This window comes from Polaromonas sp. P4_F6 (genome assembly GCF_056401275.1).
In genome coordinates this window covers 1-13,485 of record NZ_JBFUJQ010000009.1, presented here as the reverse complement: position 1 = coordinate 13,485, position 13,485 = coordinate 1, and the positions used below count along the sequence as shown (strand labels likewise).

The window sequence follows — 13,485 nt, the reverse complement described above, 5'->3', positions numbered from 1 at the left end:
TTGGAGGAGCCGGAAATGATCAGTCTGTTAATGCGGACGCCATGGATGCTTTCATGGTTAGGACTAGCTTGTCTATGTACAGTTGCGAGCGCTGCATCTTTTAGCTGTGGTCTTGCCTCTAGCTCAGTAGAAAAGCTTATTTGCCTGGACTACCGTCTTTCGGATCTGGATTCTCAGTTGGCTGCAGCATACATAGCCAAGCAACCCCAACCGGATACTGAATTGCGATCCAGTCAAAGTAAGTGGCTAGCTAATCGTAATCGCTGCAGATCGTTCTCATGTGTGCGCGATGCTTACATTGACCGTATCTCCATACTGCAACCTGCGGTCGGTGCAACTTACGCCACGCTGCGCGTACCTTCCCCAAAACGCTGGGAATATGTTCCTCCCGATGGATCAACAATTGATGGCCGTTTTATTTTGAACGGTCGAGTTCTTGCCATGCAAAGAGGATCGTTTGGATCAGATGTATGGGAATGGGTATCGCTAGATGAGGGAAAAACTATTCCCCGCGAATTTGTAGACAAACTCCCGCCATATGAACCTTTACTCCTTAATGATCGAACAGAGAACTTAGGGGGGAACTTTGTTCTTTCCACTGCGGGCCCCAGCATGTGCATAACAAAAGTTGGGGAGTTGGGTTTAAAAGTTATAAGCGAGAAGAGCCCTTCCGGGTCGGAGGTCTCCCGAGTATTGGTGGCCTTGGTATCTGAAAAGTGGACCAACTCGGAACCGTCAGCAAACTGTTTTGAACTGGAATTGAGTTACAGACGAGCAAGCTTTGCTCAATCAACTGTTTATGAAAATTCGCTGTACTGGCTAGACAAAAAATTCTCAATCCGCTTTGATCAACAGTTGTGGACCCAATCCGATCTAGTGGGCAAGAAGGTCTTTCTTGTGTGGGGGGGCGATTTGAGTGCAATGGTGGAAGCGCACTGCAAAGCTTTTGATCGTGAGTGCGCGGATAAGCGCTTTAGAGAATTGCTTGAGAACGTTTCGAGTTTTTACCGGTAAGAAGGAATAGTTCGCTATGTACACAACTGATCAACGCATTCGCATACTTGCTGAAATTCTCAAGAACACAGAAGCCAAAAGTGGCGTCTGGTTCAAGCTAAGCAATGCTGGTTTCGTTGAGAGTAATTGGCAAACTGGCCAAACACTTAGAGATACCAGGGATGGGATTACCGTTGCTAGTAAATTGAAGGGAAATAGCGGTTTCTCGGTAGGGCTGGTGCAATTTGACTTTGCATCAGGAAACGCATTTGAAGGAGCTGTGCGAGCTGCTATCCGGGATAGAGCGGTTGCGCTCAACTTGTTGACTCAAAATGACGCCGAGAAACTTTATGAGGCACTCGGTAATTTTCACGCCCGTAATCTATCTGGGTTCTCGAATTCGACAGCCTTTCTGAGCGGGCAAGTTAGCTCAGCCGTTCAGACAACAGCTGAAGCACAATTTGCCTTGATCTCCGCGAACAGATCTTTGATTGAGACCCTGTTGTCGAGCGATCCCATCGTGAATCGAGCTTTGAGCGTTGCGACTCTGAATCAAATTAAGGCCATTGACGCGCAGGCAGTAGCCGCAGTGGCAAATGCAGAACAGCAGCTTGCGAGTCAGGGCGTAACTTCACAGTTGCTCGCTGCTAATAAGGACTCTGTGCTGTTGCTCCTGGGTGATGTCGCTAATCAAGGCCCTGAGAATCTTGCTCAATATACCAATTGGCTTGTAAACAACCCACAGGGCAGTTTTGATGAGTTGCGCGGTATTAGGCGTCCAGATGCTGGTAAGCGATTTGACGACGTCTCATCGGTCGTTGGCTTGTTTGTATCGGGGAAGATCGATCCGAATTCCCCTTTTAGTTTGGGCGGTGCTACTGCCGGAGGCGCAGTTGGCGTTATCACCAATTATCCCGATATTGCGGCTCCGGGCGGCACGCTTGTCTTTGCTAATGGCGCGACTTTGACGTATGGAAGTGAGAGCCAAGTAAACGTGGGCAATGGTGGCAGCTTCGCTACAGTTGTCCAGGTGCTCGATGCAGCCGTAGGTATTCAGATCGAATACAGGATTGATGCCTTTGGGCAGTCGTCGGGCGGTCAATTGTCCATAGCAGATCCCAGCGTCCCTGGTGGTCGAAAAATTTACTCCTTTACTGACCAATCACAGATCAAGCTGGCGCTAGGCGGTGGTGCTTTCTTGCTCAATGATGGCATCAGTGGAATGTATTTCAATCTGGCGGCAGGGGATGCGGCCGGGAATGGGAATGGTGGGCGCGTTATTCTGTACTTTGATCCCGCAACCGGACAAGGCAATCTTTATCGCCAGAATTCCTTGAATGCTGGTTTTACGATGGAGGTAGTACCAGCCGGCAGCCGAATTGAGATGCAGCTCAGTGGCGGCCTTCTTATTACCAAGCCAGACAACAGTGCCATCAGCGTGGCTGCTCCCGGTATCGCCTCTCCGCTCGGCGGTTCTGTTGTATCTGGCTATCAGGTCATCAGAGAAGTGGCCCCCGGGCTTTTTCTTGGTCGTTCTAATGCTGGCGGGGGCGCACAAATGCTCTATACCCAAGACACAGGGGACAACAACCCGGTAGTCGCCTGGGTGCCCGTCGGAGCCAAAATCGAAGCGCTTAAAACGAATCCCACCGACAGTTACGCCAGTGTGATTCTCATCACCGACCCCGCAACCAAGGCTCAGACTTACTACGACATCGTCACTCGCACTAGTGGGCGATTTGATGGGCAGGGTAATGGCGAATTCATATTGCCTGACGGTACCAGGCAGAAAGTAGCTGCCGGTGAATGGTATGTCACATCCAATGGCACAGCCGCTATCTATAACAAGGACGGCAGCGTTTCAATGCTGTCCAAAGTGGGTGACACCGTAACGTTTGATACCTATGCAGGGCCGGAGCTTCGCAGATTGTCTTCGTTGCCGCAAGCACAAGTGGGTGTTGGTGACAATGCCACCGGTGCTCCCCGTGTTACGCAAGCGGGCCAAGTGGCATGGAGCACTGGCAGCAATCCCCAGGAGTTTTCCGATCTGGTGGGTGGGCAACTACTGCAGGCATTGGGCGTACAAAATCAGGCGCAAATTGACGCCAGCAAAGCTACTTTGCAACAGTTGACCTCCAGCTATGGCGAACCCGTTGGCGCCACTATTTTGAGTAATGGGACGGTGCTGGTAGAAATTAATGGTCAGAAATACGCCGTTAATGGTGCGGAAGCTGCTCGCTTTAGTCTCGACGAATTCAATACCTTGCGAATTACAGTGGTGACGGGGCCCAACGCCGGCCAAGTCGCTACCTTTGACAACTTCACTGCCTTCGCTTCGGCCAATCCAGATAGCAAGCTGGGAGGCATTATTCCTACCAGTGCCATTCTGAAGAGTGCGGGTGCTGCTGCACTCACGACTCACTTCAGCAGCGTTGAGGATGACAACGGTTCCGTCTCGTATTCAGGTGATGTGCAATACCAGGTGGATGGCGATGGCTATATCGTTGACAACGAAATAAAGAACGTCATAGGAACAGTTTCCACCGGTTCCGGTGTTTTGCAGTTCAGCGTCGATTGGACAGACTCCGGTTTTGATGTGGGGAAGATTCTTGTCATAAATGGGCACGAACTGGCAAGCGGACAAAACTCAATCAATTTGCAAGATGTAGGTCTGAGCCTGAACGACATGGTTGATATCCATCGTCAAGGGTTTGGTACGGGGAGTGGCGCTGCTTGGGTAGACACTGTCCTCTCGCAACTGGTTCTCAATCTGGATCCTGCCGTGATCCAGTCCAATGGCTGGGCGTATCCGCAGTTGGTAGTTACCGATCTTGCCGGCGGCTTGACTCAACGTAGCGTGACGCTTGGAAACGGCACGGTTTTATCCAGCGTACGTAACGAAGATCGACTGCTCATTAGCGCCACACAAATTGAAGAGTTTGGTGATGGCTCGTCAATTACAACGACTAACTATCCGAATGGCAACAGCCAAGCTATCACCACCAATTCGGATGGCAGCGTGTACCGGCGTAGCGAAACTCAAGTCATTAACTCGGGATTGCTACAAACCAAGATGTATGACGGTGCAGGTGTCCTGGTAAGTACAGGAACCAGGCAAACCTTTAACGACGGTGATGTTTTGGAGAGTGTTGCCACAACAACAAGTGGTAGCGCAGGTACCGTCATAGTTACGACGGACATTAGGCGGCACGACGGAGCTGGGGATTTTGCCGGTCACAACATTGTTAGCGTGACCACCAACGCTGCGGGTTTGCAGTTGGGGATGGTTGACGTTAGCTATAACGAACAGGGGCAGATCACCCAAACTCGTGTAGCCGAATCGCTACCGAACGGGACCCAAGCCGTTACCGTTCGCGACGGTCAAGGCAATATAGTCTCCACGGGTACCTTGCAAGTGTTTGATGACGGCAGCGCCTTGGAAATCGCGAACCCCGCCGGAGGTGGCCCTGCAATGTTGCATGCCACTAACTCAACAGACCCCGCCAGGAGTGTTGCACTTTCATCGTCGACTTCAGATCAACAGAAGTTGGAAGATGCTCTGTATAGCGACATGGCCGGATTCATCAGCGCGTTGCGCAATAAGGATGGATTGGGTGTTCTGCTTTACGGCGCTAAAACTGTTATTGACCAGCAATTGTTGGATAACAGAACCCCGACGCTCGATGATATCCATGGCGGACTGAATGTTGTTAGCGGCGTAGTTGGTGTCTTTGGAGCTCTGAATGCGTTGCAGTCCAATGACATCTTGACGCAACTTAATGGCGTTGTGGGTTTGTTGAATAGCGTCCAGACTATTGCTACCGAGCTGAATGCCACTTTCCTGAGTAACAGTTCTCTCGCCATGTTGAAAGACTTTGGCGCCATTCTCAGCATTGCGAATTTGGCAAATCTGGGTGACATGCTGGAGCACGGCCAAGTGGGTTCTGCTGCCGCTACCATGATCAGTGCGCTCAATGCGGCGAGCTTCCTTACTGGTGGCTCCTCCGCGCTGGCAGGTTCGGGTGCTCTGATCGCCATCAATCCAGTCGTGATGGTTGTTGTGGCCTTGGTACTGGACCAAGTATTCGCTGACGACGAGGAACCGCCTCCACCACCACCTGTAGGCGACGCGGTCTTCAAACGCCTTGCCGACGGCAGCCTGGGCTATGAAATTCTCAATGCCGCCAACGGCGGTGCTGAAATTCTGACGGCCAAAATGGATGCTTTGCTCGTCAAGCTGAACCAGCAGCTCGGACAAGCCAACAACGGCAATACCGATCCAGATATGGCGCTGGCGTTGATTGCCGGCCGCATGCCGAAAATCAGCATTCAGAGTTGGCCCAGCAAGACGGAAAATCTGGTCAGCAATTTCTTCTTTGTACTGGAGCAGATCCACCCGCAGACCGGTGAAAAAATGTACAACGGTATTGCGCGGGAGGACCTTGTTGAGCACTATGCCGAAGCCCTGGTCGGGCCAGAGGCGATTGTCAACCAGTGGCAGATTAACCACCTGACAGCCAAGTTCGGTACCGACGAAGCCAATTGGAAAACCGAAGGCCAGTGGCTGTCGGCCATGAGCCCCATCGAGCAGCAGCGCCATGCTTTGCAGCAAGCACTTTCGGATGCCAATGCGACGCTTGAAAGTGCAAAGCAGTCCATCCTTGTGCTTGGTAATTGGGTGCCTGTGGGCGCCTTTACAGGCAATGTGGCGCAGGGCGCCGCCAATGCGCCCAGCACGGTCAGTGCGGCCGAGGCCGGCCTGGCGGCGGCCACCGCGGCGCTGAAAGCCTTTGAGGCGCAGCACCCCAGCGACCCGCAACTGGCGGCGCGCATTGTGGATGCCGCCATCACCGACCCCGTGCAGCGTGCGGCCGCCATTGAGAGCGCCTCACGCCAGTGGCTCAAAGTCATTGCGGTTGACCTTGGCGGTGATGGTGTGACCAAGACGGCGCTGCCGGCCGTCGTCAAGCAGGACTACGACAGCCTGCAAAGCGATGGCGTCGCGCGATTTGATGCCGACAACGACGGTTTCCGCGAGGCCACCGAATGGATTGCGCCTTCGGAAGCCATGCTGGGTATTGACCGCGATGGCAATGGGCTGATCGACACGGCCAGCGAATTGTTCAACGGTGCCAGCACGCCGTTTGACCAGCGCGGCCTGGCCAGCCTCAAGTATTACGACAGCAATAACGACGGCAAGATTGACGCGTCAGACCCGGTGTACAAGCTGCTGCGCTTGTGGATAGACCTGAATGGCGACGGCAGTGCCGGCAGCATGGAGATCTATGACCTGCAGATGCGCCACCCGGGTGTGGACATGGCGGCATTGCGTGCGCGGCTGGATGCGGCAGGGCAGGCGGCCATGGATGCGCTGGCCGGCAGCGCCGTGCAGTCGATAGACCTGACGACCTTCAAGCTGCGCCTGGCCGACGGCACTGACGCGCAAGCCAGCGACGTGGGCCTGCAAGCCCAGACAGAGGGTATCGCGGTGGTGGTGGACCAGGCGACACAAAACGTCAGCATCCTGCACGAAAACGGCTTGCGTGAAAACTACATCACGCTGGTGCAAGACATGAGCGTGCTGCTGGAGCTGCAGAACGCGAACATCACCACGGCACGCCGTGCGGAGCTGGAAGCGCTGGCCTTGCGCTACGGCCTTAACACGCAGTCGGCCGACTTCATCAATGTGGTGAAAAGCCTGCGCGCGGGCGGCGAAAACATCGGCGCCAGCGGCATGGCGATTTACATCGGCGACAGCGATGTCTGGGTCGACCAGAACGTGCGCCAGCGGCTGGAACAAATGCGTTTCAGCTTCCACGCGGCGTCGACCGTGGGCGGCACTGACGTGTTCGGCACAGCGCATTTCAGCCCGCCTGTGTGGGCCGGCCCGAGCACAGACACTCCAGCTTTTAACGACCAGTGGGCGTTAAGCCACCATGTGACGACCGGCGAAGTCACCAGCGACACGGCAACGGCGGGCCCGCCCGCTCCACCCAACCCGCAGCAATGGGTTCTGCCGTCCGACGTCTACACACTGGACTATGTGGTCAAGGGCGCGCAGCTGGGCGGCCTGGTCACGCAGCAGGCGGTGATCGCCAGCAATGCGGCCACGCCTGGCGCGCCGGCGCAGACCATTCAGGTCTACACAACAGCTTCGCCCACTTCATCCCTGGGCTCCGTCACCGTGGCGGGCAGGGAAGACGAGCAATTCGCCTTTGGCTATGAGCAGCTTGAACAAGAAGCCCGCACGCTGATTGCCGGCGCCACGCCTTACACGACGGTGCGCCTGCTGGGCGTGCGTGAAGTACGCCACGGCTATGTCGAAGTCGACGACGTCAGCGGGCGCATCCGCTTTATTGGCGATGCCAATTACTTTGGCACAGAGGCTGGCTTCAGCTATGCCGTGATGGACGGCCAGGGCCAGGTCATGGAGCGGCGCATCAACTTCAATTTGACGGAAGTCAATGACGCGCCGACGCTGCTCGGTGAAACGATCCAGGCGCAGGAAGATGTTCCCTTGTTGCTTGACGCCGCCACCTTGCTGGCCAACGACACGGACCTGGAAGGCGACACGCTCACCATCATCGGCATAGGCCGCGTGGGCATGGGCCGCGCCGAGCTGCTGGCCAACGGCCAGATCAGCTACAAGCCACCGATGGACTTGTATGGTGTCACCGACACCATCGAATACATCGTGCAGGATTCACGCGGCGCCAGTGCCGTGGCGGTGATCAAGATCAAGCTCACGGCGGTCAACGACGCGCCTACGGTGGTCAGCGAAGTGATCCGCAATGCCAAGGAAGACACCAACCTGCGCATTGACGCAGCCTTGCTGCTGGCCAATGACTTCGACCCTGACTTCAATGCCCAGGCCGGTGCTGCGCCGCTGCACATCACCGCGGTGGGCAATGCCGTCCATGGCCAGGCATTTGTCGATGGCACGGGCCAGATCATTTTTGTGCCCGATGAAAACTTCAACGGCACAGCCACGTTTGAATACACGGTAACGGACGATACCGGGCTTTCCACCGTCGGCAAAGCCGAAGTGGAAGTGGGCGCCGTCAATGACGGGCCTCGTGCTTTCGGTGAAGTCATCACCAGCAACGAAGACGAAAAACTCGTTATCGACCCGGACCTTCTGCTGGCCAATGAAGAAGATGCTGACATCCAGCGCGGCGAACAGCAACACCTGATGGTGGTGGCTGTCGACCAGGCCGTTAACGGAACGGTGGCGCTGGAAGGCGGGCACATTGTGTTCACGCCGGCTGCCAATTACTCGGGTGAAGCGAGCTTTCGCTACACCGTCAGCGACGGCGCGGGCGGTTTGTCGCAAGCGGTGGCCAAGGTCAATATTGCGGCTGTCAATGACGCACCGACCTTGTTCAACCGGGCCTTCCAGGGCACGGAAGAAACGCCTCTCAACATCACGGTCAGCCAGCTGCTCGCAGGGGTGCTTGACCCTGAAGACGGCGCGGCCGGCATCAGCCTGGTGGAGGCCCGGAACGCGGTAGGCGGAACGCTGGAACGAAGCGGGGATACGTTTACCTTCACGCCGGGTGCCAACTTTACGGGCACCGCGCATTTTGACTATGTGGTGCAGGATGCGCAGGGTACTGAGTCCGTCGCGGTTGTGACGATGAGCTTCAACAACGTCAACGATGCACCGGTGTTTGTGGCGGGCAGCCACCTGGCCAAGGCAGGCCAGGAAGACCAGGAAGTGCGCATCTCGCTGTCGGCGCTCAAACAGATGTTTGTGGACGTGGACGGTGACGCCATCACGGTGGACACCGCCAACCTGACGGCCGTCAACAGTGGCGACACCATTCGCTTTGACGCACAGACACAGGAGATCGTGTTCAAGGCCAAGGCGAATGCCAATGGCACACGCCAGTTCGACGTGCGAGTGCAGGATTCAAATGGCGTTTACAGCGCGTACGAACGTCTGGACATTGGCATTCAGGCGCTGAACGACGCGCCCATCGTCAATGCCGTGGGCTTCCAGATGCTGGAAGACGGCGGTTACAACGACCCAAACCTGCAGGCCTGGAGCTATATCTCGTACAGCAGTTTGCTGTCGGGCGCCAGCGATGCGGAAGGCGATGTGCTCAGCATACTGAGCGCCGCGAACGGCCGCACATTGGACGGCCGCGGTGTGAACATCGTGAACGATGCTGCCAACAACCGCGTCGGCATTCTGGCGCCGCTGAACTACAACGGTGCCATTACGTTCGACTTCACTGTCAGTGACGGCCATGGTGCGCAGGTGTCCCAGAAGGCTTACGGCAACGTCGTTGCCGTCAATGATTTGCCGACGGCCAGCGTTACCTTTCTGATGGACGCCTCCGGGGTCAGTCAAATCGGCCGCGCCTATTACCGTCTTGACACCTACGATGTGGAAGACGGCTACAGCAACTCGACGGTGACGGTTGAGCGCCACCCCTTGTGGGGTACTGTGGTCCAGGGCGTGACAATGGGCTACCGTGATCCGGTGCTGAATGAAAACGGCTATGTGCTGACGGAAGGTGGCTGGATAGAGTCGCCGGCTGCTGCCAACTATTTTTCGCTTCCAAGCATTCAACTGCATCAGAGCCAGAACGATTCGGTCACCTTCCGTATCACGGATTCCCAGGGCGGCTTTAACTTCCGGTCGGTCAATTTCATACTTCAGGGCTACGACCCGGTGGTGATCGACCTGGGTGGGGATGGGCTGCAGTTTCTGGACATCGATGAGAGCAATGTCACCGTCAACAGGAACGGTGTCGAAAAGAATGTTGCGTGGATTGCCCCCAGTGAAGGCATTCTGGCCTGGGACCATAACCACGACAACCAGATCAACCAGGCCGATGAAATTGAATTCTGGTCGCACGTCAATCCGCAGGACCCGGCCCGAACTGACCTGCAGAGCCTGGCCAGGCCGGAATTTGACACCAACCGGGATGGGAAGTTTGACGCCTCGGATGCCAAGTGGGCCGAGTTCAAGCTGTGGCGCGACCTGAACGGTAATGGCGTCAGCGACGCGGGCGAGCTGCAAACCCTTGCGGAAGCCGGTGTGAAGGCGCTGCACTTGACCGCCAATGTGTTGAACCGCCACTATGGTGAAGATGTGCTGGTGCGAGGCTATACCCGGGTTGAAATGACCGACGGCCGCATGCTGCAGGCCGGTGACGTGCAATTGGGCATTGAAGATCCCGACCGTATCTCCGGCACGACCCCGCCGGCATCAGGCCAGGACGCCGCGGTCATCCCCGTGACGGATGCACAGGCCCTGGCGCAACAGCAGCAGCAAGCCCAGGCGGCCGCCATGCGTGCCGGTTCGCCCGAGTTCAGCGGTGCTTTGCATGACCACAAGGTGCTGACCGGCCAGGCCTATCGTTATGTGCTGCCGGAGGCCTTGTTTGCGAATCTGGCTGCCGGCGCGCAGTACACCGTCAAGCTCGCCAGTGGCCAGCCCCTGCCGGCGTGGCTACATTTTGATGCGGCAACGCGCACCTTGAGCGGGTTGCCTACCGACGGACAACTCGGCGACTGGACGATCAAGGTCATTGGCACGGATGCGGCCAATGCCACCAACGCCGGGGTTATGACGCTGCAGGTCGCGCAGTTCAACCAGGCGCCTGTCGAGTACGGCCATGTACCGACCCAATATGCCGATGAGGACCAGCCTTTCAGTCTTGAGATTTCCTCCAACTTCTTCATTGACAAAGACATACGTGACCAGTTGCGTTTCAGCGCCACCCTGGCCGACGGTTCTGCCTTGCCTGCATGGCTGCACTTTGATGCGCAAGCCATGCGGTTTTATGGCACGCCCGGTGGCAGCCAGGCAGGAGCGATTGAGATCAAACTGACCGCTTCTGACGAGGCCAATGCCACGGCAAGCACCCTCTTCAAGATCGTGGTCAGCGGCATCAACGATGCGCCCTACCTGGCGGGCCCCGTGCCCACCATTGGGCTGACAGCCGGCATCGCCAATAGTTTTGTGCTGCCCCAGGACCTCTTCGCCGACCAGGACGTGGGTGATGTTCTGCATGTGGCGGTGTCCGTCGCCGACGGCTCCGCCCTGCCGGCGTGGCTGGTTTATGACTCCGCGACGCGGACTTTCTCGGCCAGTCCCACCGCCGAGCAAATCTCTGCGCCTTTGCAATTGCGTGTGACCGCCACCGATCTGGCAGGTGCGTCGACGTCCACCTTGATCACGGTAGCGTCGATGATCCGGGGCACTGCCAGCGATGACGCATTGACTGGTTCTGCCTACAGCGAATACATATGGGGAGGCGCCGGTAACGACCTGCTGGACGGGCAGGCGGGCGCCGACCGCCTGATCGGCGGTCTTGGTGATGATCGTTATGTGGTGGATGGACTCGACACAGTGGTGGAGCTCGCCAATGAAGGCACGGACACAGTGTTTTCTGCGGGAAGCTGGACTTTGGGCGACAGCCTGGAGAACCTGACGCTGACTGGCAATGCGGCCGCCAACGCGACCGGCAACAGCCTGGCCAACGTGCTGACCGGCAACAGTGCATCCAACATCCTGGCGGGCGGTGCGGGTGACGATGTTTATATCTTTGGCTTTGGCAGCGGCCAGGATACGTTGGTCGAGGCCGCGGAAACCGGCGCCAGCAACGACGTTGTCCAATTCACGGCAGGAGTCACCGTCGACCAGGTATGGGTGAGCGCTGACGCAGGGTATGTGTATTTGAACCTCATGGACGGTACGAACCGCCTGGCCATACAGCGTGTGGCGGGCGGCGGAATAGGCATCGAGCGGGTTCGTTTCGCAGACGGCACCCAATGGGACCAAGCCTCGGTGATGTCCAGGATCGTGCCCAACCCGGCACCTGTGTCGTCAGCATCCGCCCACGTGCGAGTGGCGACGGAAGACGTGGCGTTCGAGGATACGTCCGCCTGGTTCAGCACGGGTTCGCCCGGCCTGAGCTACTGGGCGACGCTGGCTAACGGCAGTGCATTGCCGAGCTGGCTGGCACTTGATGCTGCCTCCGGAAAATTCAGCGGCCTGCCGACAAACGCGGACGTCGCGGCATTCGAGATGCGGCTGTATGCCAGGGACACCTACGGGGCGGTCAGCAGCACCTTGATCCAGTTCTCGGTGGCCAACGTCAATGACGCGCCGACGGCGCAGGCCCTGCCGAACCAGCAACTGGCGAAGAGCCAGGCCTTTGTGTACTTGTTGCCGGCCAATACCTTCAGCGACGTGGATGCGGGCGACCTGCTGTCCGTTGAAGCGACGCGCGCCAATGGGACACCCCTGCCTTCGTGGCTGGCGTTTGACGCGGCAACGCGGACTTTTTCGGGAACGCCTCCGGCCAATGCCGAAGACACGGTCGGGATTGTCGTCAAGGCGACGGACCTCTCGGGGGCCTCGGTGTCGACGGGCTTGCAGTTGGACATCGGGAACAAGATCACGGGAACCGCTACCGGTGAAACACTGACAGGTACCGCCGGGCGCGACCTGATCAGCGGTCTGGCCGGAAACGACACGCTCAAAGGGGGGGCGGGCAACGACCTGCTGGACGGCGGCACTGGCTCGGATGTGCTGGATGGCGGTTCGGGTAATGATGTTTATTTTGTCGACAATGCCGGGGATTTCGTGATTGAGACTACGTCGACGACCACGTATGTTGATCAAGGATATTACGTAACGACATATGTTGATCAGGGCTTCTACGAGATCATTTTCATTGGTTATGACGAGGGTGGTAATCCCATCTATGGGACAGGGGCATGGATTCCCATTTTGGTCCCGCAGACTACTTGGGTTCCCAATGTGGTGGCGCAAACCACGGTGTCGGATTCCGGAGGCATTGACACGGTGAACAGCTCGGTGGCCTTCGCCCTGGGCGCCAACCAGGAAAACCTGAACCTTATCGGCGACGCCGCGATCGGCGGCGCCGGCAACGCCCTGAACAATGTGCTGACCGGAAATGCCGCCGGCAACTCATTGATGGGCTGGGGCGGCGATGACACGCTGGATGGCGGCGCTGGCGACGATGTCCTGGCGGGTGGTTTGGGCAATGACCGCTATATCTTCGGCCGGGGCTATGGCCACGACATCATCTCGGACGTCGATACGAGCGCCAACAATATCGATACCGTGGTCTTCAAGCCGGGAATCGCCGCCAGCGAGATCACGGTATCGCGTACGGCGACCCAGATGGTCTTGACCCTCAGTGCGTCGGACCAGGTGCTGATCGACTGGGACGTGGCCAGCGGGAACCGTGTCGAACGGGTCGAATTTGCGGACGGCACGGTCTGGACTGCCAACGACCTGCTGCGCATGAGCAACCGCGCACCGACGGCGGGTACCTTGGCCGGACAGAGTGCGACAGAAGATGCCGCCTGGAGCTTCACGATACCCGCAGGGACGTTTGCGGACCTCGATAGCGGTGATGTACTCAGCTACAGCGCCAGCCTGGCGGGTGGCGCTGCCCTTCCGTCGTGGCTGACATTCAATGCGGCGACCCGAACCTTCAGCGG

At 57.4% G+C, this 13,485-nt stretch carries 2 protein-coding genes; both read left to right on the top strand.

The window, feature by feature from the left end; translation table 11 throughout:
- The first annotated feature begins 15 nt into the window (after positions 1-15).
- Positions 16-1,014, top strand: coding sequence for a lysozyme inhibitor LprI family protein (locus tag AC1DUN_RS19055; RefSeq protein WP_477715334.1), 999 nt, complete (start codon positions 16-18; stop codon positions 1,012-1,014).
- 16 nt (positions 1,015-1,030) lie between these two features.
- Positions 1,031-13,485, top strand: a 12,455-nt coding sequence (locus AC1DUN_RS19050) for a tandem-95 repeat protein (protein ID WP_477715333.1), incomplete at its 3' end; no start/stop codon positions are given.

Bases quoted from the DNA above. Each gene is read 5' to 3' on its own strand.
- AC1DUN_RS19055 (WP_477715334.1), top strand. From the start codon at position 16: ATGATCAGTCTGTTAATGCGGACGCCATGGATGCTTTCATGGTTAGGA.